Source organism: Kitasatospora sp. NPDC004723 (assembly GCF_040609255.1).
GTDB lineage: Bacteria > Actinomycetota > Actinomycetes > Streptomycetales > Streptomycetaceae > Kitasatospora.
The window spans coordinates 1-21,981 of sequence record NZ_JBEXJT010000072.1; the positions used below are offsets into that span (position 1 = coordinate 1).

The 21,981-nt window shown below is 74.8% G+C and carries 19 protein-coding genes, 1 pseudogene and 2 CRISPR repeat arrays; of the genes and pseudogenes, 13 read left to right on the plus strand and 7 right to left on the minus strand.

The window, feature by feature from the left end; translation table 11 throughout:
• Nucleotides 1–38: 38 nt before the first annotated feature.
• The 4 genes from ABZW10_RS37060 to ABZW10_RS37075 form a co-directional block, all read right to left on the minus strand.
• Entirely contained in the window at nt 39–845 is an 807-nt protein-coding gene (locus ABZW10_RS37060; RefSeq protein WP_355375578.1) for an ABC transporter permease, read from the minus strand.
• A 31-nt stretch (nt 846–876) separates the two neighbouring features.
• Nucleotides 877–1,782, minus strand: coding sequence for an ATP-binding cassette domain-containing protein (locus tag ABZW10_RS37065; RefSeq protein ID WP_355375581.1), 906 nt, complete (start codon nt 1,780–1,782; stop codon nt 877–879).
• Between the two features lie 175 nt (nt 1,783–1,957).
• Nucleotides 1,958–3,169 carry a glycosyltransferase gene (locus tag ABZW10_RS37070; protein WP_355375584.1) on the minus strand — a complete coding sequence of 404 codons (1,212 nt, stop codon included), beginning with the start codon at nt 3,167–3,169 and terminating at the stop codon, nt 1,958–1,960.
• Nucleotides 3,166–3,465: a hypothetical protein gene (locus ABZW10_RS37075; RefSeq protein ID WP_355375587.1), complete on the minus strand. Its 300-nt coding sequence runs from the start codon at nt 3,463–3,465 to the stop codon at nt 3,166–3,168. Before ABZW10_RS37075 ends, ABZW10_RS37070 begins: the two co-directional genes overlap by 4 nt.
• Before the next feature lie 147 nt (nt 3,466–3,612).
• On the opposite strand from ABZW10_RS37075, the gene ABZW10_RS37080 reads away from it, so the two are divergent.
• From ABZW10_RS37080 to ABZW10_RS37135, 12 genes and pseudogenes are all read left to right on the plus strand, one after another.
• On the plus strand, nt 3,613–4,545 hold the full coding sequence (locus ABZW10_RS37080; RefSeq protein WP_355375590.1) for a 3-oxoacyl-[acyl-carrier-protein] synthase III C-terminal domain-containing protein: 933 nt from the start codon (nt 3,613–3,615) through the stop codon (nt 4,543–4,545).
• 84 nt (nt 4,546–4,629) lie between these two features.
• Entirely contained in the window at nt 4,630–4,920 is a 291-nt protein-coding gene (locus ABZW10_RS37085; protein ID WP_355375593.1) for a phosphopantetheine-binding protein, read from the plus strand.
• Nucleotides 4,921–4,923: 3 nt separating this feature from the next.
• Nucleotides 4,924–5,730, plus strand: a complete 807-nt coding sequence (locus tag ABZW10_RS37090) for a hypothetical protein (protein WP_355375596.1) — start codon at nt 4,924–4,926, stop codon at nt 5,728–5,730.
• On the plus strand, nt 5,727–6,452 hold the full coding sequence (locus ABZW10_RS37095) for a 4'-phosphopantetheinyl transferase superfamily protein (protein WP_355375599.1): 726 nt from the start codon (nt 5,727–5,729) through the stop codon (nt 6,450–6,452). The genes ABZW10_RS37090 and ABZW10_RS37095 overlap by 4 nt, the downstream gene beginning before the upstream one ends.
• A gap of 163 nt (nt 6,453–6,615) precedes the next feature.
• Nucleotides 6,616–8,325: a condensation domain-containing protein gene (locus ABZW10_RS37100; RefSeq protein ID WP_355375602.1), complete on the plus strand. Its 1,710-nt coding sequence runs from the start codon at nt 6,616–6,618 to the stop codon at nt 8,323–8,325.
• Nucleotides 8,326–8,374: 49 nt separating this feature from the next.
• Nucleotides 8,375–8,752: a hypothetical protein gene (locus ABZW10_RS37105; protein WP_355375605.1), complete on the plus strand. Its 378-nt coding sequence runs from the start codon at nt 8,375–8,377 to the stop codon at nt 8,750–8,752.
• A 153-nt stretch (nt 8,753–8,905) separates the two neighbouring features.
• Nucleotides 8,906–9,811: a DMT family transporter gene (locus ABZW10_RS37110; protein WP_355375608.1), complete on the plus strand. Its 906-nt coding sequence runs from the start codon at nt 8,906–8,908 to the stop codon at nt 9,809–9,811.
• A gap of 48 nt (nt 9,812–9,859) precedes the next feature.
• Nucleotides 9,860–10,660 carry an SDR family NAD(P)-dependent oxidoreductase gene (locus ABZW10_RS37115; protein ID WP_355375610.1) on the plus strand — a complete coding sequence of 267 codons (801 nt, stop codon included), beginning with the start codon at nt 9,860–9,862 and terminating at the stop codon, nt 10,658–10,660.
• Between the two features lie 32 nt (nt 10,661–10,692).
• A pseudogene (locus tag ABZW10_RS37120) lies at nt 10,693–11,127 on the plus strand (polysaccharide deacetylase family protein); the annotation flags it as partial.
• A 246-nt stretch (nt 11,128–11,373) separates the two neighbouring features.
• Nucleotides 11,374–11,951: a CRISPR direct-repeat array (repeat unit 29 nt; unit sequence GGGACCATCCCCGCGCGTGCGGGGCCGAG).
• A gap of 282 nt (nt 11,952–12,233) precedes the next feature.
• The gene (locus tag ABZW10_RS37125) at nt 12,234–13,484 is read left to right on the plus strand and encodes a sensor histidine kinase (RefSeq protein ID WP_355375612.1); all 1,251 of its coding nucleotides are present in this window, start codon (nt 12,234–12,236) and stop codon (nt 13,482–13,484) included.
• Entirely contained in the window at nt 13,481–14,155 is a 675-nt protein-coding gene (locus ABZW10_RS37130; protein WP_355375615.1) for a response regulator transcription factor, read from the plus strand. The genes ABZW10_RS37125 and ABZW10_RS37130 overlap by 4 nt, the downstream gene beginning before the upstream one ends.
• A gap of 183 nt (nt 14,156–14,338) precedes the next feature.
• A complete protein-coding gene (locus ABZW10_RS37135; protein WP_355375618.1) occupies nt 14,339–15,568 on the plus strand; it encodes an alpha/beta hydrolase in 1,230 nt (409 codons plus the stop codon).
• 109 nt (nt 15,569–15,677) lie between these two features.
• Nucleotides 15,678–15,827: a CRISPR direct-repeat array (repeat unit 27 nt; unit sequence GGCCATCCCCGCGCGTGCGGGGCCGAG).
• An 83-nt stretch (nt 15,828–15,910) separates the two neighbouring features.
• On the opposite strand, the gene ABZW10_RS37140 is transcribed toward ABZW10_RS37135, so the two are convergent.
• From ABZW10_RS37140 to ABZW10_RS37150, 3 genes are all read right to left on the minus strand, one after another.
• A complete protein-coding gene (locus ABZW10_RS37140) occupies nt 15,911–16,996 on the minus strand; it encodes a hypothetical protein (protein ID WP_355375620.1) in 1,086 nt (361 codons plus the stop codon).
• Nucleotides 16,997–17,016: 20 nt separating this feature from the next.
• Nucleotides 17,017–17,961, minus strand: coding sequence for an NAD-dependent epimerase/dehydratase family protein (locus ABZW10_RS37145; RefSeq protein WP_355375623.1), 945 nt, complete (start codon nt 17,959–17,961; stop codon nt 17,017–17,019).
• A gap of 68 nt (nt 17,962–18,029) precedes the next feature.
• Nucleotides 18,030–19,154, minus strand: coding sequence for a DegT/DnrJ/EryC1/StrS family aminotransferase (locus tag ABZW10_RS37150; protein WP_355375626.1), 1,125 nt, complete (start codon nt 19,152–19,154; stop codon nt 18,030–18,032).
• 465 nt (nt 19,155–19,619) lie between these two features.
• Here ABZW10_RS37150 and ABZW10_RS37155 point away from each other — a divergent pair, with 465 nt between their 5' ends.
• The gene (locus ABZW10_RS37155; RefSeq protein WP_355375628.1) at nt 19,620–21,848 is read left to right on the plus strand and encodes an MMPL family transporter; all 2,229 of its coding nucleotides are present in this window, start codon (nt 19,620–19,622) and stop codon (nt 21,846–21,848) included.
• Nucleotides 21,849–21,981: the final 133 nt, after the last annotated feature.

Sequence of the window (21,981 nt, forward strand, 5' to 3'; positions counted from 1 at the left end):
AGGGCCAGAACAGCCGCGATCGACGCCGGCGGCGAGGCCTACCGGGCGCTGCTCGAAGGCCGGCCCCACCCCTGGCCGCAGTCGCGCACCCGGGTCGAGAACAGCCGCGCCGACCAGAACACCGCCGCCGCCGTCATCACCGTGACCACCAGCAGGCCCTGCCAGACCACGCTGTTCCCGACGTGGCCCGAGAACAGCGAACGCATGCCCTCCACGGCCCAGTAGAAGGGGTTCCACTTGGCCATCGTCTGCAGCCACACCGGCGCCAGCGCCAGCGGCAGCAGCGTGCCCGACAGCAGCGCGATCGGCTGGGCGAGGGTGTTCACCACCGGCGCCATCGCCTCGTCGGCCGGCAGCACCAGCGCGATCCCGTAGGAGATCGCCGAGGTCATCAGCGCGAGCAGGCCCATCAGCAGGAAGGCCAGCACCAGGTCCAGCGGGCCGACCCGCAGGCCGAACGGCAGCGCGATGAGCGTGATGATCACCGCCTGGACGAGCAGCGCCACCATCTCGCGCAGGGCCCGGCCGAGCAGCAGGGCGAGCCGGCTGACCGGGGTGACCCGGGCCCGCTCGATGATCCCGGCCCGCAGTTCGCCGAGCAGGCTGAAGCCGGTGTACAGGCCGCCGAAGATGCACAGCACGGCCAACAGGCCGGGCACGTAGATCTGGTAGGCCTCGGCGTAGGTGTGCGCGCCCATCGGCTCCAGCACCTGCTTGAGCAGCGGCGCGAAGAGCAGCAGGTAGAAGATCGGCTGGATCACTCCGACGGCGATCCAGACCGGTGTTCGCCACATCAGCAGCAGCTGGCGCTGGAAGACCAGCCAGGTGTCGCGGGCGAGCTTCATGGGGCCCCTCCTCAGGGATCCGGAGGTGCGGTCAGGACTGCTCGATGGAGCGGCCGGTGCGGGCCAGGAACACGTCGTCCAGGCTGGGCCGTTGCAGCTGCACGGTGCCGGTGACGACGCCGGCCCCGTCCAGGGCCCGCAGCAGGCGCGGGACGGCGGCGGCGCCGTCGTCCAGGTAGAGCCGCACCCCGTCCTCGCCGTTCAGCTCCAGGCGGTGCAGCTCGGGCAGGTCGGGCTGCTCGCGCAGTGCCTTGGCGGCCCGTTCGGCCTCGCCGGCGCCGAGCCCGATGAGCACGACGTCGCCGGAGATCTCGCGTTTGAGCGCCTCGGGTGTGCCCTCGGCGACGATGCCGCCGTGGTCGACGATGGCGACCCGGTCGCAGAGCGCGTCGGCCTCGTCCAGGTAGTGGGTGGTGACGACGACGGTCATGCCCTCGTCGCGCAGCCGCCGGATCTCGGTCCAGACGTGGCCGCGGCTGGCCGGGTCGAGGCCGACCGTCGGCTCGTCGAGGAACAGCACCTTCGGCGCGTGGATGACGCCGAGCGCGATGTCGACGCGCCGGCGCTGGCCGCCGGAGTAGGTGCGGCACGGCCGGTCGCCGAACTCGGTGAGCTCGAAGGCCTTGAGCGCGTCCTCGGCGCGGTTGAGCGCCTCGGCCTTGCCCTTGCCGTGCATCCGCGCCTGCATCACGAGTTCCTCGCGGGCGGTGACGGCGTCGGTGGTGCCGCCGCCCTGGGCGACGTAGCCGATCCGGCGGCGCACCTCGGCGGGGTCGGCGAACAGGTCGGCGCCGGCGATCCGGGCCTCGCCGCCGTCCGGTCGGATGAGGGTGGCGAGCATGCGCAGGGTGGTCGTCTTCCCGGCGCCGTTGGGGCCGAGGAAGCCGAAGATCTCACCCGGCTCGACGTCCAGGTCGATGCCTCGGACGGCGTCCACGGGGGGCTGGCCGCGTTTCTTGGAAGGGTAGGACTTTCTCAGCCCCTTGGTCTCGATCAACCAGAACTCCCGAGCGGGGATGGGTTGCCGGGGCGCCGGGAAGGCGGCGCGCGGGGCACCTGGGAAGCGGTGCTGCGGGCCACCCTAGGGTGAACGGCGCCCCGGAAACAATGGCCTAGACCAATGGATTGGCCCGACGGGCAGCCGTCGCGACCAGTGCCTCCACCCGGTCGGCGGCCGTCACGGCCCCGCCGCCGGCGAGCAGTTCGGATCCGACCCGGGCCGCCGCCGCCCGGTACCCGGGCTCCTCCAGCACGCTCCGCAGCGCGCCGGCGAGGTGATCCGGCGTCACCCGGGCGAACGGCACCCGCAGTCCGGCCCCGGCCGCCGCCACCTGCGCCGCCACGAACGGCTGGTCGTGCCGGATCGGCGCCGTCACCAGCGGCAGCCCGTGCGCCAGCGCCTCGCCGACGGTGTTCATCCCGCCGTGGCACAGCACCGCGTCCAGCGCCCCGCGCCGCATCAGCTCCAGCACCGGCGCCCGGTCCACCGCCACCGCCTCGGCGGGCAGTTCGGGCAGCAGCTCGCCGGGCGCCGCGAACACCGGCTGCACGCCGGGCCCGGCCAGCTCCAGCGCCCGCGCCGCCCGGGCCAGGAAGTCCGCGCCCAGCTCGCCGGAGAGGGTGCCCATGGTGACCAGCACCCGCCGGCGCCCCGGCAGCAGCCGCTCCCAGGGGAAGGCCGGATCGGCCGGCCGGTCCGCCAGCACCGGCCCCACCAGGGCGTACTGGGCGGGCAGCGCCTCGGCGCCGGTCGGTTCCGCCCCGGTCAGCGCCGGACCGGTGAGCGCCGGGCCGGTGAAGGCCAGTACCAGCGCGGGGGAGAACCGCGGGTCGGTGTACTCCTCCGCGGGCAGCCCGGCCCGCTGCCACAGGCCGCGGAGCAGGTCGGACATCCACTGCTCGACCAGCGGCAGCGCCCGCAGCGGACGTCCCAGCTCCATCGCGCCCGGCGCCAGGGTGCCCCAGGGCAGCCCGTGCCGGTGCGCCACCAGCGCCCCGGCCGGCGTGTGCTGGTCCACCAGCAGCGCGTCCGGCCGGTACTCACGCACCGCCGCGTCCAGCGCCTTCACGGTGAACCGCGCGTACGGGACGATGAACCCCTGCCACAGCGAGCGGACGGCGGCCAGCCCGTGCCCGCCCTGCGCCCGGAACGCCCGGGTGCCGGTGCCGAACACCGCCGCGTCGGGCCCCAGCAGAGGCCGCAGCGCCGACTCGGTGCCGGTCCAGGCCACCTCGTGGCCGCGCGCCACCAGCTCCCGGGCCAGGCCCACGGTCGGGTTGACGTGCCCGGTCAGCGGTGGGACCACCAGCAGGAAGCGGCTCATCGGGCGTCCTCCGCGGGCAGCAGCCGCTCGACGTCGGCGACGCTCAGCGCCTCCAGTCCGGCCAGGTCCAGCCCGGCCCGCAGCGCGGCGAGGTCCACCGAGGGGCCGAAGTCCCGGCGCAGGGCCTCGTGCAGCGCCGCGAGCTCGGTCTCGTCGAGCAGCAGGTCGCCGTCCAGCCGGGCCTGCGGGGTCACCCGCGAGGCCCAGCCGGGCGGCGCCTGCGCGGCCTCGGCCAGGAGGGACACCAGTGCCGCACGGACCGGCGGCACGGCGACGGGTGGTTCACGATCGGTCATCCGGGGACTCCACCGGCTCGACGAAGCGGGGGACGGGGGACGGCGGCACCGGGGGTGCGCGTTCCGTCGGCGAGGTGTGCGGGATGTGTGCCGCAACCGCCCGAGATCACTTGTGCGGACCCGTCGGGCGTGGGAATACTAGCCCGCGTGACCGCACTGGAGGCAGTGGCCGTTCACCTCCCCCACCACATCGTGCCCATCGAGGCAGTGGGTGAGCGCATCGGCTTGACCCCACGTCAACTTCGACTCTTCCGCCGCTTCCACGGCCTGGACCAGCTGCGACTGGACCCGGACGGGACGCTGCCCGACCTGCTCGGCGCCGCCGTCGACGCCCTTCCGGAGCTGCGCGGACGCGAACGGCACGTCCGCTTCGTGATCCACGCGCGCAGCATGCCGGTGGCGGTGCCCTACCCGCTCAACCCGCTGCACGACCTGCTCGGACGCTACGGCCTCGGCCACGCCCAGGCCTTCACCGTCACCCACCACGCCTGCGCGGTCGGCCTGCTGGCCGTCGACCTGGCCGGACGCCTGCTCGCCGGAGAACCCGACCGGGAGGCGCTGGCCCTGGTGCTCGCCGGGGAGAAGACCTTCACCAAGGACGCCCAGGTGGTGCCCGAGACCGGCATCTTCGCCGAGGGCGCGGCGGCCTGCCTGGTCAGCGCCGAGGGCGAGCGGGACCGCGTGCTGTCCTACGCGGTGCGCCAGCGCCCGGAGTTCGACGGCCGGCTGGCCGAGGACCCGGAGCTGCTCGCCCGCTACCAGCGCGAGTACCCGGCGGTGATGGTCGAGGCGATCGAGGCCGCCCTCGGCCAGGCCGGTCTGGACCTCTCCGACCTCGCGCTGCTGCTTCCGCACAACGTCAACCAGGCCTCCTGGCGGATGATCGCGCGCCGGATCGGCTTCCCGATCGGGAAGGTGGTGCTGGACAACGTGCCCGCCGTGGGGCACAGTTTCGCAGCGGACAGCCTGATCAACCTGCACACCGCCACCACGCGGGGGCTGCTCGGCCGCGGCGACCGCTACCTCATCGCCTCCGCCGGTATCGGAGCGACCTTCTCCGCCATGGTCGTCGAGCACTGACGGCTCGTCAGTGACCTTTTTCAGTACGCCGGTTGTCCGGCGCCCCGACCCCACTCCACCACGTACGACGGGACGGTCCCACCCATGTCCGACCAAGTGGTCCAGACCATCGACACCGAGCTGCGCGACCGGATCCTGCACAGCCTCGGCGAGCTGCTGCCGCGCGTCCTCAAGCGGGACCTGCCCGAGATCCCCGAGAACGCCTGCCTCTTCGACGACCTCGGCCTCACCTCGGCCGGCACCATCGAGCTGATCCTGGAGCTGGAGGAGGCGCTCGACCTGCAGGTCGACGTCGAGCAGATCACGGAGGACGACCTGCGCTCGGTCACCGGCCTGGCCGACTACGTCGCCTCGCACCTCATCGCCGAGGACTGACCGGTGCCCGCCGCGCCGGGTCTCACCCGGGTGCTGACGCGGTACGGCGACGGCCGCTCCGAGCTCTCCCTCGACCCCGACCTGCGGGTCTTCGTCTCCGACCTGGTCCGCCCCTACGGCCTGCCGCTGCGCGAGGACCTGCTGGCCGAGGGCGTCGGCCACGCCTACGAGGAACTGGCCGCCGGACTGCTGGCCGAGGCACTCGGCCCGGGCGAGCCGGCCGACGTGCTCGTCCAGGCCTTCGACTCGCCCGACGTCCGGCCCGGCGCGCCCACCTCGCTCGCGCTCAGCCGCTCCTGCGCGGGCACGCCGCTCGCCCTGGCGCTCTGCGACCAGGGCACCGCCGGGGCGTTCGGCGCGCTGCGCGCGGCCACCGCGTACCAGCGGACCGGCGTCGCCCATCGCGCGGTCGTCGTGCTCGCCGAGCAGACCGCCCTGCACTACGAGCCGGCCGCACCGGTCACCCTGCCCGAACGGCACTGCGCGGTCGTCCTGGTCTGCGAGACGGCGCCGGGCGAGGAGCTGGCCGTCCGCCAGGACGGCGGGACCGACCCCGGAGCCGCCGCCGAGGAGGTGCGCCGACAGGCGAAGGCGCTGGGGGAGGGAGCGGCCGTGCTGCTCTCCGCCGCGCTGGAGGTGCCCGGCCTGGACGCCGTGCGCACCCCCGCCGGCCAGCCGTTCACCGGACTCTGGTCGCAACTCGCCGAGCGCCTGCCGGCCTGGCGGGCCGAGCGGCGGACCGTGCTGCTCGCCGACTTCGACCCCCGGCTCGGTGTGCTCTCCACCCTGACCCTGCGCGCCGGTCCGTGACCGCGGGTGCCGATCCCGGCACCGCGGGCGGCGCGGGCGCCGACCGCGTCGACGTCTGGCTGATCCCCACCGACCAGCCCGAGCCGGTGGTCCGCGCCCTGCGCGAGCTGCTCGACCCGGCCGAACGCGCCCGCGCCGACGGCCCGGACCCGCGCTTCGGCCGGCGGTTCACCGTCGCCCACGGCGCGGCCCGGCTGCTCGTCGGCGCCCGGCTCGGCCGCGACCCCGCGCGGCTCGTCTGGCGGCGCGGGCCGAACGGCAAACCCGGGATCGACGGGCTCGCCGTCAACCAGTCCGCCTCCGGCGCCCTCGCCGCCGTCGCCCTCGCCGAGGAGCGCGCCGTCGGTGTCGACGTGGAGGAGGTCCGCGACGCCCGCAGCGCCCTGCGACTGGCCCGCCGCTACTTCCCCGCGGCCGAGGCGGCCCTGGTCGCGGCCGATCCGGCGCCCGCCGAGCGGTTCACCGAGCTGTGGTGCCGCCGCGAGGCCTGCGTCAAGGCCTACGGCGGCCGGCTCGTCCAGGGCTTCGGCCTGCCGCTGGCCGGCCCGGCGCCGCTGCTGCTCGCCGACCCCGGCGTGCTCGGCCCGGGCCCGTGCCGGATCGACGACCTGCCCGCCCCCGGCCCGTTCCGCGCCGCCCTCGCGGCGGTCGGCGAACGCCCTGTCCGGGCCCGTGTGCACAGCTGGTCCATGGCCGATGTCGGTGCCACGTCAGGTAGTTGACGAAGCGTCAAATATGCTTCGGCATCCCAGGATTCTGGTCTGTTCCGGATGATCGCGGCGCTGATAGCGTCCCCATCGCATTCCCACCGCACTCCCACCGCTTTCCCGACCGCATCCCCGCCGGGACCTGTCGGGACCTGTCGAGCCGAAGGGCACGCACCACGTGACGTACGACGCGGAAGAGGCCGACGGGCGGATCACGGTCCGCTACGCCGGTGCGAGCGACGGCACCGGCCCGCTCACCCTCGGCCAGGACAACATGATCCGCTGCATCCGGCGCGACCGGCCCGAGCAGATGAACCAGGCCTCGGCCTGGCCGGTCCCCGACGGCACCACCGTGCCCGCCGCCGTCGACGCGCTGCGCGCCCTGGTCGAGCGCCACGAGTCGCTGCGCACCGCCTTCCCGCCCGGCCCCGCCGCCGACGCCTTCCCCGAGCACCAGCAGGTGTGCCCGGAAGGCGAGTTCACCGTCGCCACGGTGCCCGCCCGGGACCGCACGGACAGCGAACTCGACGCGCTGGTCGAGGAATTGACGCAGGTCGATGTCGCCCTGCCGCTCGACCTCGCCGCCGCCCCGCGCCTGCGCTTCACCCTCGTCGCCGACGGCGAGCTGGTGCGCAGACTGGTCGTGACGGCCTGCCACGCGGGAGTCGACGGCGCCGCCGTCACCCTGCTCATCCAGGACTGGCTGGCCCTCGCCGCCGGCAAGGAACTGCCGCCCGCCACCTCCCGCACCCCGCTCCAGGTGGCCGCCCAGGAGCAGAGCACGCAGGGCCGCCGCAAGACCGCGGCCGCGCTCAAGCACTGGGAGTCGATCCTCACCACCGGCCCCACGACGGTCTTCGCCGCCGACGGCATCACCGGCCCGCCGGACGGGCTCGCCGCCGTCCTGCTGCGCTCCCGCACCGCCGCCGCCGACCTGGAAACGGTCTGCCGCCGCACCGCGGCCAGCCCCTCGGTCGTCCTGCTTGCCGTCTTCGCCGCCCTCACCGCCCACCGTGCCGACCGCACCGACCTGGTGATCTCCGCGCTGTCCGCCAACCGCCAGCGCGCCGCGCTCGCCGACCACATCGGCACCCTCGCCCAGGACGCGCTGATCGCCCTCGACACCGCGGCCGGCGACCTCGACGAGCTGATCGGCCGGACCAAGTCCGCCTCCTTCACGGGCTACTGGCACAGCACCCTCAACGCCGACAAGGTCTGGCGGCTCATCGACGAGGTCTCCGAGCGGCGCGGCGCCCGCTTCGCCCGCCAGGTCGTCGTCAACGACCTCAGCCTCGCCATCCCCGAGGCGCTGTCCGACGCCCGCCCCGCCCCCACCGCCGACCCCGAACTCCAGTGGCTGCCGGACCAGCCGGTGCCGGTCCGGCTGATGCTCAACCTCCTGCGCACCACCGGGACCCTGGAGTTCGCCCTGCTCGCCTGCCCCCAGGTGCTCGACCGGGCCGACACCGAGCGCTTCGCCCACGCCGTCCCCGCCGTGCTCGCCGCCGCTGCCGACCACCCCCTCCCGCTCACCGAGCTGGCCGCGCTCAGCGGCCTGCGCCCCGTCACCCGGACGGGCGACTGGCACCGCGTCGGCGCCGACTGGATCGACCTCGACGCCGTCCGCGCCCTGCTCGCCGAGGCCCTCGGCCCGGCCGCCGCGGCGGTCGACCTCGTCCGCACCGACGACGGCCTGGCCGCGCGCATCGCCGCCGCCCACCCGGACCTCACCGCCGCCGCCGCCCACCGCGCGGTGATGGCCGCGCTCGGCGGGCGCGAGACCGCGACGGCCCCGCACCACTACACCGTTCACCCCTCCCCGGACGCCCTCCCGCCCGTCTGGTCCGCCCTCCCCGTGCTCGACGAGGGCTCCGGCCGTGACGGCTGACGGCTGCCGGGGATAGCCTCCCCGCAGGGAACGGGGAGGGGAGCGGGACATGCACGTCCGGAGCCTGGTGAAGGCCACGATCCTGGCCGAGATCGGGATGGCGCTGCTCATCGGCCTGCTCGCGCTGGCGGTACGGCTGCTGCTGGGGGACGACTGGACCCCGGGCGTGCCCTGGGGGATCTGCATCTTCGGCGCCACCGGAGTCAGCGGCGACTACTACCGCAGGCGCCCGCCGAACCGCCGCCGCGGGGTGCTGGCGGGCCTCGCCGTGCTCGGCGTGCTGGCCGTCGCCATCACGACGGTGGCGGACCTCTGGGTACCGGGCGACCTCGGGGGGAACGTGTACGTCGGGCTCGCGCTGATGGCCACGCTGCCCGTGGCCAACGGCGTCTTCGCGTACGTCGCCGGTCCCCCGACCGCGCGCTGAGGCCGACCGCCCGCCGACGCCGACCGCTCGCCGACGCCGGCCGCTCCCCGACGCCGACCGCGCGATGACACCGCCCTTCTGCGCCACGGCCGCGCCCGGCGGACACTGGGGGTGACCCCGTTCCCCGGGGCGCCCGCCGATGCCGGGAGGGCCATGCTGCTCGGACTCACCACCGCCCTGGTCGCCACCGTCTGCTTCGGCTTCGGCTCGGTCTTCCAGGCGGGCGGCGCGCGCGAGGCCCCGCACATCACCCGGATACGGTTCGGCCCGCTGGCGGCGCTGCTGCGCTCCTGGCGCTTCCTGCTCGGCACCGCCCTGGACATCGTGGGCTTCGCGCTGAGCATCGTCGCCCTGCGCAGCCTGCCCCTCTTCCTGGTGCAGGCCGTCACCAACGCCAGCCTCGCCGTCACCGCGCTCGCCGCCGCCCGACTGCTCGGCGCCCGGCTGCACCGCGCCGACCTGCTGGGCATCCTGGCCGTGGTGGTCGGCCTCACCCTGCTGGCCGTCGGCTCCGGCGAAGCGGGCCGCGACCACGCGCCGTCCGCCTTCCACTGGGCGCTGCTCGGCACGACCGTGCTGATGCTGCTGCTCATCCTGCTGCTCGCCCGCCGCGACGGCACCGCGGCGGCCGTGGGCCTGGGCCTGTTGGCGGGCGTCGGCTTCGGCGTCACCAGCCTCGCCGTCCGGGTCTTCGACTTCTCCGGCCCGCTCGACGTGTTCACCGACCCGGCGGCGTACGGGCTGGCCCTGGGCGGCCTCGGCGGCTACCTCGCGTACGCGCTCGCCCTGCAGCGCGGCACGGTGACGGCCTCGACCGCCGCCAGCACCGTCTCGGAGACCTTCGGCCCGGCGCTGGTCGGGGTGGCCGTACTGGGCGACACCGCCCGCCCCGGTTACGCCTGGTGCGTGCTGACCGGCTTCGCGGTGGCGGTCGGCGGCACCGTCGTCCTGTCCCGCTTCGGCGAGGTGGAGGCCGAGCTGGGACCCGCCCCGGACACCGGCGGGGACCACTCACGGCGGCATCCCGGTCGCCCGAACGGATCCGCCGTGCGAAGGTGACTTGCCGGACAAATCGGACGGCGAGGTGCGCACAGAGCGGCAGGTGCCATGACCACGGACGACGACCATCCGCCCTCCCGCCGGGCGCGGCGCCGGCCCGCCGACGACCCGCCGGTCGCCCTGCTGACCGGCGCCTCCTCGGGCATCGGCGCGGCCACCGCCGACCGGCTCGCCGCCGCCGGCTGGCGGCTGCTGCTCTCCGGCACCGACCAGGCCCGGCTCGACGCGGTCGCTGCCCGCACCGGCGGCCGGCCCTTACCCGCCGACCTCGCCAAGCCCGACGGCGCCCAGCGCCTCGCCGAAGCCGCCCTCGCCGCGGCCGGACGGGTGGACGCCCTGGTCGCCAGCGCCGGCCTCGGCTGGCGCGGCCCCTTCGCGTCGACCCCCGCCGACACCCTGGACCGGATGCTGGAGGTCAACCTCGCCGCCCCGTTGCGGCTCACCCGCCTGCTCCTGCCAGGCATGCTGGAGCGCGACCGGGGCCGGATCGTCCTGCTGGGCTCGATGGCCGGCCAGGTCGGCGTCCGCGACGAGGCCGCCTACGCGGCGACCAAGGCCGGGCTCACCATGTTCGCCGAGAGCCTCTGGTACGAGCTGCGCGGTACCGGTGTCGGCGTCCGGCTGATCCTGCCGGGCGCGGTCGAGACCCCGTTCTTCGCCACCCGGGGCACCGACTACCAGCGCGAACGCCCCCGCCCGGTCCCCGCGCAGGCGGTGGCCGACATCGTCCTCGGGGCGCTCACCGGCGAGCGCGACCGGGTCTTCGTACCGCACTGGCTCGGCTACCCGGCCCGCCTCCACGGCGCCGCTCCCGGCCTGTTCCGGCGGATGGCGTCCCGCTTCGGGTGAGGGCCGGCGTCCTGCTGGGCACCGCGGCCGCCGTGGAACTGCTGCACCTCGCGCCGGCCGCCGTCCGCCTGCCGCCCGTCAAACGCCTCGCCGCCCGCCGCACCGCCGGCTACGGCGACCCGCGACACGTCGCCCTCACCTTCGACGACGGCCCCGACCCGCGCGGCACCCCGCCGATCCTGGACGCCCTGGACTCGCTCGGCGTCCACGCGACCTTCTTCCTGCTGGGCGCCATGCTGGAACGCGCCCCGGAGCTCGGCCACGAGCTGGTCGCCCGGGGACACGAGGTCGCCGTCCACGGCTGGCACCACCGCCGCCAGTACCGCCCGGCCCCCGCCCGCGACCTGCGCGAACTGTGCCGCGCCACCGACGCCGTCACCGAGCTCGCCGGCACCCGCCCGCACTGGTACCGCCCCCCGTACGGCGTCCTCACCGCCGGCCTCGCCCTCGCCGCCCACCGCCTGGGCCTGCGCACCGTCCTGTGGACGGCCTGGGGCCGCGACTGGGAACGGGGAGCGACCGGCCCCTCCGTCTACGCCACCGCCCGCCCCCACCTGGTCGGCGGGGCCACCCTCCTCCTCCACGACTCCGACGACACCTCGGCCCCCGACTCCTGGCGCTCCACCCTCGCCGCCCTCCCCTTGATCGCCGCCCACTGCCGAGCCCAGGGCCTCACCGTGGGCCCCCTACGAGACCACGGAATCCCAACCGGCACCCCCATCCCCGCGCGTGCGGGGCCGAGTCGTGGCCGGTGAACGGGCCTTCGATCGCCTTGGGACCATCCCCGCGCGTGCGGGGCCGAGTACGACACGAAGGCCGATGCCGTCCGCCACCAGGGACCATCCCCGCGCGTGCGGGGCCGAGACGCGGACCGCGTCCTCCGCCCGCCGGTGCGCAGGACCATCCCCGCGCGTGCGGGGCCGAGTGGTGGACCTGGAGAGCATCGGCGCGCTCCTCGGGACCATCCCCGCGCGTGCGGGGCCGAGGGCTGGCGAGCACGGTGCGGGCGGCGTTCTGGGGGACCATCCCCGCGCGTGCGGGGCCGAGAAGTCCCCAGTCGGGGCAGAGGGGTTGAGTCAGGGACCATCCCCGCGCGTGCGGGGCCGAGAGCTCAACGACGTGCCGGGCCCGAGGTACCGAGGGACCATCCCCGCGCGTGCGGGGCCGAGGTCCGTAGCTTCGCCGGGTCGAAGTTGTAGGCGGGACCATCCCCGCGCGTGCGGGGCCGAGGGAGCTCGGCGGCGGCCTCCGCAGGATCTACGGGGACCATCCCCGCGCGTGCGGGGCCGAGGCTTGCTGAGCTGCGATGCTATCCGGCGGAAGTGGCCGGGCGCATCGGTCTGTGTCGGGCGCTTCCATCCGGCGGCTGTGGCCTCTCCCGAGGCGGGGCCCTTGACGCCTCATACCTGAGAGCCAGGCCGAGGACGGCTCCGCAGCGGGAGGCCGGCCGGTGGGCCCCTTCCGTAGCGTGGTGACCGACTGCACCCCGGCCGAGGAAGGCACCGTGAGCGCCCGTACCGCTGAGCACCCCGGCCGTGGCCGTCCGGTGGACGAATTGGACAATACTGACCACATGGCCAGGACTGGGAGGCGCTCGGTGCGCGGAGCGCTGCACACCGCACGGAAGGACCTGTTCACCGCGGCCCCCCAGCCCATGCCGCCCATGGGCGGGCCAGGACTGCTGAAGTGGCTGCCGCACGGCGCGGTCGTCGTGGTGGCGGTCTTCGCGGCCGTCTCCGCCACCGAGGACATCCCGCTGCGCCCCGTCGGGATGCTCCACGCCGCGCTCCTGGTACCGGCGCTGCGCCGGCCGCTGCCGGCCTGGTGGCTCTCGTTGCTGATGCTGCCGGTGTTCTCGCTGTACCCGCCCTTCGTCCCGTACACGGGATGGGCGTGGGCGGTCCAGGCCGGGCTGTCGTTCCTGGTCGCGCTGCGCAACCCGCCGCGCGTGACGGCCGAGACGGTGACGCTGAGCACCGCGCTGCTGCTGGGACTGCAGCTCGCGGGCGGGCGGATCGGGCCCTGGTACTTCACGGTCATGGTGCTGGCGCTGTTCGCCTTCGTCGTGGCCGCCGCGACCGGGGTGCGCCGCACGAGGGAGGTCCGCGCCCGGCTCATGGAGCAGGAGCGGGCCCTCGCCCAGGAGCGGGCGCACCGCACCGTCCTGGAGGAACGCGCCCGGATCGCGCGCGAGTTGCACGACGTGGTCGCCCACCACATGTCCGTCATCTCGATCCAGGCGGAGGCCGCCCCGTACCGGGTCGCGGACCCTCCCCGGGAACTGGTCGCGGCGCTGGCCGACATCCGCGCGGGCGCCCTGGAGGGACTGACCGAACTGCGCCGCCTCCTCGGTGTGCTGCGCTCCGAGGACCGTCCAGGCGGACGCGCTCCCGAGGCACCGCAGCCCACCCTGCAACGGCTCGACGACCTGCTCGCCGGGGTGCGCGCGGCCGGGCTGGACGTGCGGGCGACGGTCTCCGGCACGCGCCGCCCGCTGCCCGAGGGCGTGGAGCTGTCCGCCTACCGCATCGTGCAGGAGGCGCTCAGCAACACGCTGCGCCACGCCCCCGGCGCCGCGGCCCGTGTCGAGCTGACGTACACCGACACCGCCCTCCGGCTGCGGATCCGCAACGGCCCCGGCATCGCGGCCGCGGCGCCCTCGCCGGGAGCCGGGCACGGTCTCCTGGGCATGCGCGAACGTGCCGCGATGCTCGGCGGGGAGCTCTCCGCCGGCACCACCCCCGACGGTGGCTACGAGGTCGCCGCGCTGCTGCCGGTGCCCGCCGCCCCGGCCGTCCGGACAGACAGGGAACAGACCGCATGACGATCCGAGTGATGATCGCCGATGACCAGGCGATGGTCCGCGAGGCCTTCTCGGTGCTCCTCGGGGCCCAGCCCGGCATCGAGGTGGTCGCGACCGCCGTGGACGGCCTGGACGCGGTGGCCAAGGCCGAGGAACTGCGCCCCGACGTGGTCGTGATGGACATCCGGATGCCCGGACTGAACGGCATCGAGGCCACCCGCCGGATCACCGGTCGGGCCGGCCTGTCGACCAGGGTCCTCGTCCTGACCACCTTCGACCTCGACGAGTACGTGTACGAGGCGCTGCGGGCCGGGGCCGGCGGGTTCCTCCTCAAGGACGCCTCCGGGGTCGAACTGGCCGAGGCGGTACGCATCGTGGCCGCCGGGGACGCGCTGCTGTCGCCCGGGCTCACCAAGCGGCTCATCGAGGAGTTCGCCCGGCTGGGCGGCTCGGCGAAGCCGTCCGCCCAGGTGCGGATCGAGGTCCTCACCAACCGCGAGACCGAGGTGCTCACACTGGTCGCCCGGGGGCTGTCCAACGCGGAGATCGCCGCCGAACTGGTCGTCGCCGAGCAGACGGTCAAGACGCACATGGGCAGCATCCTGCAGAAGCTCCAGCTGCGGGACCGCACCCAGGCCGCCGTCCTCGCCTACGAGACGGGACTGGTCGTGCCCGGCCGCACCGATCTGTGACCCCTACCTGAGAGCCGCTCCGGAGAATGGCTCCGCGGTGTGAGGCCCGCGAGGGTGCCGGATTCCTAGCGTTCTTGTACGAGCCGGTCCTCGCCGCCGTGTGCGGTGGCGAGGACCTCGCGGCTCCCGACAAGTTCCGCGGACGGCGGCGACCGCCCCGCGCACCATCGCAGGAGTACAGCCATGACCACACCCGACAGCTCCGCCGCGTCGCCGGCCCGCCCCGGCCGTCCCGGCCCCCGCCCAGGACGGGCCGTCCGGGTCCTGCGGGCCGCCTCCGCCGTCCTGGCGTCGTTCCTCGCGTTCCTGGCCGTCGCCGTCGTGCTCGGCGCGTACGTCCCCTCGATACCCAAGGCGGGCATCATCGGGCCGGTCCTGGGCGGGCAGTACCCGTTCCACATGGCGCTGTTCGCCCTCGTCGCCGCCGGCCTCGCCGCGCTGGCCTGGCGGGCCGGGCTGGTGCGCTGGGGGCGCGTGGTCACCGTCGTCTCGACACTGTGCACCGTGGGCGCGCTGGTCATCGGCGGCATCCAGTTCCAGGCCGCCCGGGAGGCGGGCGTCGACATCTCGGTGGGTGAGGTGTTCACCGAACTCGGCTACCCCGCGGTGAAGCCGGACACGACCGAGACCTTCGCCAGCCCCGAGGGCGAGCCTCTCCAGGTGGACGCCTACCTGCCCGCGAAGGAGCCGGGCAAGCGGACCCCGGCCGTCGTGCTCGCCCACGCCGGGGGCTTCCACACCTTCGACAAGAGCGACCTTCGCGGTACCGGCCGCTGGCTCGCCGACCACGGCGTCGCCGTCTTCGCCGTCGACTACCGCCTCGCCGGCCCCGACCGTCCCACCTGGGACAAGGCCCCGCAGGACCTCGTCTCCGCCCTGGGCTGGGTGCAGCGCAACGCCGACGCGTACGGCGTCGACGCCGCGCGGATCTCGCTCGGCGGCATGTCGGCGGGCGGCACCCTGGCGATGAACACCGCCTACCGCCTCCACAACGGCACCATCCAGGCCGCCGAGGGCGTCACCCCCGCGCCCCCGGCCTCCGTGATCGGCTTCTACCCCGGCACCGATGTGGCGCAGATGTGGGAGGAGGACGTGGCCGGGACCCGCGAGGCGGCGGAGATGTACACCGGTGGCACTCCGCAGCAGTACCCGGACCGCTACCGCGAGGTGTCCCCGACGTCCGACGTCCGCCCCGGCCTGCCCCGCACCCTGCTCGTCGTCGGCGACCGCGACCGCAGCGCCCGCCCCGAGACGGTCACCGGCCTCGGGGAGGCGCTGAGGAAGCAGGGCGTGGCCGTCGAGATGAGGGAACTGCCCTTCGCCGACCACGCGTTCGACGACGTCTACGGCAGCCTCACCTCCCAGACGAGCCGACAGATCCTGCTCGACTTCCTCCTCGCAGACGCCCGCTGACCCTGCGCAGGCGACCGGCCCGGGCTGGCCGGTGATCCCGGGCCCGGGCGAAGAACCCTTCGCCCGGGCCCGCAAGGCGGTGGCGGTCGACGGAGGATCAGGAGCAACCGGCCATCCCCGCGCGTGCGGGGCCGAGAACGGGACGACGAACAGGCCGGCCTCCTTGGCGGGGCCATCCCCGCGCGTGCGGGGCCGAGGTCCACCCGGCGTCCTGGGCGGCGAGGATCAGGGGGCCATCCCCGCGCGTGCGGGGCCGAGGCTTGCTGAGCTGCGATGTTATCGGGCGGAGGGCGCCCTGCGCATCAGTTCATAGGTGCTCGGCCGGAGCAGGATCGGCCGGCGTCAGGCGAGCCCGACCCGGTCCAGGGCCGCCGCGAAGCCCGTGCGCCAGGCGTCCGGGGCGGCACCGGGCGAGGGGGGCGGCTCGGGACGGTCGACCGCCGCCAGGGCGGAGCGGACGACCTCCTCCGGGCGGGCGGAGACGACGTCGGCGTGCCCGAGTTCCAGCTCGTGCTGCAGGTTGTCGCGGCCGTGGCCCTGCACCACGTCGAGGAGCAGGAGTCTGCGGCCCAGCGCGCGGGCCTCGCTGCAGGTGTCGCCGGAGCTGGTCACCACCAGGTCGGCGGCGGCCATCAACGCGGGCACCCGGTCCGTCCAGCCGAAGGGGTGCAGCCGAAGCCGGTGGGCGGCGGCCCGCCGGAGCCGCCGTTCCAGCTCGGCGTTGCTGCCCGCCACCGCCAGCACGTGCGGACCGGCGTCGGCCAGGGCCGCCGCCGTGCGGGCCAGCGGCCCGAGGCCCCACGCGCCGGACATCAGCAGCACGCACCGGGCCCCCGGCGGCACGCCCAGCTGCGCCCGCGCCTCGGCGCGCGAGGGCGGCCGGTAGAACGGCGCCCGCAGCGGTGCGGGCAGCACGGCGACCGGCGCGTCGGGGCGGTAGCGCCGTACGCCGCAGGCGGCGACCTCCGAGGTGACCAGGAAGAGGTCGCTCTCCTCCTGCACCCAGAGCCGGTGCGGGGTGACGTCCGTGCACAGCACCAGGTGCCGGAAGGGCCGCGGTCCGCCGCGCAGCCGGTTGACCGCCGAGGTGGCGGTGGCGAACACCGACACCACCAGCTCCGGGCGCTGCTCCGCGAGCAGCGCCCGCAGCGCCGGCACCAGCCGCCGCCGCGCCGCCGCGTCGGCGAGCAGCGCGATCCGGGCGCCGGGGCGCAGCGCGGAGAAGTGGAACGCGTCGTAGAGGCCCGGCAGGCCGAGCAGCCGCCGGAACACCGCCTCCCCGGCGGTGCCGGCGCGCTGCCCGAGCAGGGCCATGGCGTCGACGGTGGCGGTCGTCCAGCCGCGCGCCTCCAGCGAGTCCGCGCAGGCCCGGGCCATCACGTCGTGGCCCTGGCCGAGCGAGCCGGAGACCAGCAGCGCGTGCGGCACGGTTCCGCCCCCTCCCCGCTTCAGGCGTCCGACCGCGGGAAGGCCTCGGCCCGGTACCAGTCCGCGTACCGCCGCACGCCGTCGGCGAAGTTGGTCCGCGGCGACCAGCCGAGCAGCCGCTTCGCCTGTGCGGCGGAGATCCGGCGGCCGGCGTAGTCGGCGGTCCGTGCCTCGATGTGCTCGATGGTGACCGGTCCGAGCAGTTGGTCGACGGTGTCGGCGATGTCCCGTACGGAGACGGCGGTGGAGCCCTCCAGCGCGAAGGTCTGGTCCTCGGCGGCGGGGGAGAGGGCGCGGACGTGGGCGTCGGCCAGGTCCTCGACGTAGACGAAGTTGCGGCTCTGCCGGCCGTCGCCCGCGATGGTGATCGGCCGCCCGTCGAGCGCGGCCTGCACGAAGCGGGCGACCACCAGCGAGTCGCGCATCCGGGGCCCGTAGGGGATGCCGTAGCGCAGGATGGTGAAGTGCCGGCCGTAGAGCTGGCGGTAGCTGTGCACGAGCATCTCGGCGGCGAGCTTGGTGGCGACGTACAGGTGTCCGCTGTGCTCCAGCTCGATCGGGACGTGCTCGTCCAGCTCCTGCTCCTCGCCGTCCAGCGCGGCCTCGGTGAGCGCGGCGCCGTAGACCCAGACCGTGCTGGCCAGGACGGTGCGGCTGAGGTCGTTGCGCCGGGCCGCCTCCAGGACGGCCTCGGTGCCGTCGATGTTGGCGCGGACGGCGCCGACCGGGTCGGCGGCGACGCGTTCGACGTCGGCCTGCGCGGCGAGGTGGAAGACCACCTCGCAGCCGTCCAGGGCGGCGGTGAGCGCGGGCAGGTCGAGGATGTCGATCCGGGCGTGGTCGGCGCCGGGGTTGAGGTACTTGTCGGTGGTGTCCACCGCGAGCACCTCGTGCCCGGCGGCGAGCAGCCGGTCGACGACGTGTGAGCCGATGAATCCGCATCCCCCGGTGACCGCTGTCCGCACGGCTTCCTCTCCTTCGTCTGCTGCATCCCTGTCGGGTTCTCCCGGGCGGCGGGGCCGCCGGTGTCGTGTCATCCCGCGAAGCGGCGGTGGACGGCGCTCACCGCCTCGATCACCAGGTCGGTCTCGTCCTCGGTCATGTCGGAGTGGACCGGCAGGCAGATCTGCCGGGCGCAGACGTCCTCGGCGACCGGGAGGGCCGCGCGCCGGTAGGGGGCGAGCACCGGCTGCAGGTGCAGCGGCAGGTCGTAGACCTCGCCGGAGAGCCGGACGTCGTACTCCTCGGCGACCGCCCGTTTGAAGGCCGCCCGGTCGGTGCCGGCGGGCAGCAGCGCGACGTACTTGTAGTAGTTGCCGCGGCAGCCGGCCGGCTCGGTGACCGGGTCCAGCCCGTCGAGCGCGCCGAGCGCCGCGTCGTAGCGCTGGGCGACCCGGCGCCTGGTCTCCACGAACTCCTTGAGCCGGCGCAGGTGGACGGTGCCGATGGCGGCGTTCGGCTCGCTCATCCGCCAGGACGCGCCGAGCCGGACGTGGTGGTTGGTGGTGAACGAGCCCTTGCCCTGGTCACGGTGGATGCGTGCCTCGTCGCGCAGTTCGGCGGACTCGGTGAGGATCATGCCGCCCTCGGCGCTGGTGGTGACCTTGGTCGGGTAGAAGGAGAAGGCGCCGGCCACGCCGAAGGTGCCGGCGGCCCGGCCCCGGTAGCTGCTGCCGTGCGCGTGCGCGGCGTCCTCGACCAGCGGGATGCCCCGGGCGTCGCAGATCGCGCGCAGGGCGTCCACCTCGGGGGTGATCAGCCCGCCGATGTGGACCAGGACGACGGCGGCGGTGTCGGGGGTGAGCGCGGCCTCCAGGGTGTCCGGGGCGAGCGCGAGGGTGGCCGGGTCGACGTCGGCGATCACCGGCCGGCCGCCGGCGTGCAGGACGGCGCCGGCGGTCGCGTAGAAGGTCACGGCGGGGACGACCACGTCGCGGTCGCGGACGTCGAGGCCGCGCAGGACGATCTCCAGCGCGGCGGTGCCGCTGGCGACGGCGACCGCGTGCGAGGCGCCGTGCTCGGCGGCGAAGGACTGCTCGAACCGCTCGGTCCAGGGACCGAGGGTGAGTGCCCCGGTGGCGAGCATCTCGCTCACCGCCTCCGCGACGGCCGCGCGGTCGTCCTCGTCGAACACGATGCGGGCGGCGGGAACGCCCATGGGCACCTCCGGCTACGGGACAGGCTGTGGACGGGCTGTGCGCCCCTCGGGCCGTCGGGAGACGCGGAAACCGTGGGAGCACATCGGTACGAACCAGGACAAATAGTCCGGGCCAGGCACATCACGCTACTTCGCCCGACGGGCCGCGGCCCGTCCGCACCTCCGCCCGGGTGACACAGGGCGGCGCGGACTGCGGCGGCCGTCCCGACCGGCACCCCTGACAGCCACCCGGGACGGGCCCTCGGCCGCAGGTCGGAGCCCGGCCCCGGACCTCCGACCCGGGGACTACTCCGCCCGGGGCCGCGCTGCTGCGTCCGCATTAGTCCGGAATGCCTGCACAGAGCCGACGCCGAGGAGACCCCCGTCGACCCAGGATGGTCATGCTCCGGGCGTCCCCGGCCCACCGGCCGAGTGCGCCGCCCGGTCACCCCAACCTGACCGCCATCCGAAGGAGTCCGCTCTCCCGTGGCCACTTTCCTCTACCGTCTGGGCCGATGGTCCTACCTCAGGCGCCGGCTGGTGACCCTGCTCTGGGTCGCGCTGCTGGCCGTCGTCGGGGTGCTGGCCGCCAAGGCGCCGGCCGCTCCCGACGACGGCTTCGCGATGCCCGGCACCGAGGCGCAGAAGGCCTTCGACCTGATGGACCAGCGCTTCCCCGGCGCCACGTCCGACGGTGCCTCGGCCCGGATCGTCTTCGTCGCCCCGTCGGGCCAGAAGATCACCGCCGCCGCGAACCAGCAGACGGTCGAGAAGGCGGTCGCCGAGCTCGCCCACGCCGACCAGGTGGTCAGCGCCGTCGGCCCGTTCCAGGCCGGCGCGGTCTCCCAGGACGGCACCACCGCCTACGCGACGGTCAGCTACAGCGAGAAGCCCGGCAAGGTCAGCGAGGCCGCCACCGGGGCTCTGAAGGACGCTGCCCAGCACGCCCGTGACGCGGGCCTCACCGTCGACATCGGCGGCACCGCGTTGATGGAGGTCGGCGAGGCGGGTGGTTCCGCCGAGGCGATCGGCATGGCGATGTCGGCCGTCGTGCTGGTGATCACCTTCGGCTCGCTGCTGGCCGCCGGGCTCCCGCTGCTCACCGCCCTGATCGGCGTCGGCCTCGGCATCGCCCTGATCACCGCGCTGGGCAGCACCCTGGGCCTGTCCACCACCACCAGCACGCTGGCGATGATGCTCGGCCTGGCCGTCGGCATCGACTACGCGCTCTTCATCGTCTCCCGCTACCGCGCCGAGCTCCTCGACGGCCACGAGCCGAAGGAGGCCGCCGGACGTGCCGTCGGCACCGCCGGTTCGGCCGTGGTGTTCGCCGGACTCACCGTGATCATCGCGCTGGCCGGCCTCTCCGTGGTGGGCATTCCGATCCTCGCCAAGATGGGCATGGCCGCGGCCGGCACCGTGGTGATCGCCGTTCTGGTCGCGCTCACCCTGGTTCCCGCCCTGCTCGGCTTCCTCGGCCGCAGGGCGCTGTCCCGCAAGGACCGCAAGGGCAAGCGCGCCGCGACCGGGACCGACGGCGCCCGCCCCAACGGCGGCACCCGCTGGGCCCGCTTCGTGCTGCGCCGCCCGGTCGCCGTGCTGGTCCTCGGCGTGGTCGGCCTCGGCGTCCTCGCCCTGCCGGCCCTGGACCTGCGGCTCGGCCTGCCCGGCGACGAGGCCAAGCCCACCTCCACCACCCAGCGCCGCGCCTACGACCACCTCTCCGCGGGCTTCGGTCCGGGCTTCAACGGCCCGCTGACCGTGCTGGTCGACGCCAAGGGCACGGCCGACCCCAAGGCCGCGGCCGCCAAGGTCGCCGAGACCGTCAAGGCGCTGCCCGGTGTGGTCGCGGTCGCGCCCGCGATGTTCAACCAGGCCGGGGACACCGCGCTGGTCAACGCCGTTCCGGCGACCGGCCCGAGCGACGCGGCGACCACCGACCTGGTCCACGCCATCCGCGACAAGGCCCCCGGGCTGAAGTCCGAGACCGGTGCGACCGTGCTGGTCAGCGGTGCGACGGCGATGAACATCGACGTCTCGCAGAAGCTCAACGACGCCCTGCTGCCCTACCTCGCGGTCGTCGTCGGCCTCGCGGTGCTGCTGCTCCTGGTGGTCTTCCGCTCGATCCTCGTCCCGCTCAAGGCCGCCCTCGGCTTCCTGCTCTCGGTGGTCGCCGCGCTCGGCGCCGTCGTCGCGGTCTTCCAGTGGGGCTGGCTCGCCGGCCTGATCGGCGTCGAGCAGACCGGCCCGGTGATGAGCATGATGCCGATCTTCATGATCGGTGTGGTGTTCGGCCTGGCCATGGACTACGAGGTGTTCCTGGTCACCCGCATCCGGGAGGCCTTCGTGCACGGCGAGGAGCCCGGTGAGGCCGTGGTCACCGGCTTCAAGTACAACGCCCGGGTGGTCACCGCCGCCGCGCTCATCATGATCAGCGTCTTCGCCGGCTTCATCGGCATGAGCGAGCCGATGATCAAGATGATGGGACTCGGCCTGGCCGCGGCCGTCGCCCTCGACGCCTTCGTGGTCCGGATGGCGATCGTCCCGGCCGTCCTCGCCCTGCTCGGCCGCCGCGCCTGGTGGCTGCCGGCGAAGCTGGAGAAGATCATCCCCGACGTCGACGTCGAGGGTGCCAAGCTGCAGACCGCGGCGCCCGTCCCGGCCCCGGCCGACGGCCCCGACGCCGACCAGGCCCGCCACTCCGTGGGCGTCTGACGTGGGCGTCTGACCCACCCGGCCCCGCCGCGGCTCCCATCCCCACGGGAGCCGCGGCGGGGCCGTCCGCGACCGGTCGGCACGCCGACCGGTCAAAATGGTACGAACCATATGTGTACGACTGTCGCACCGG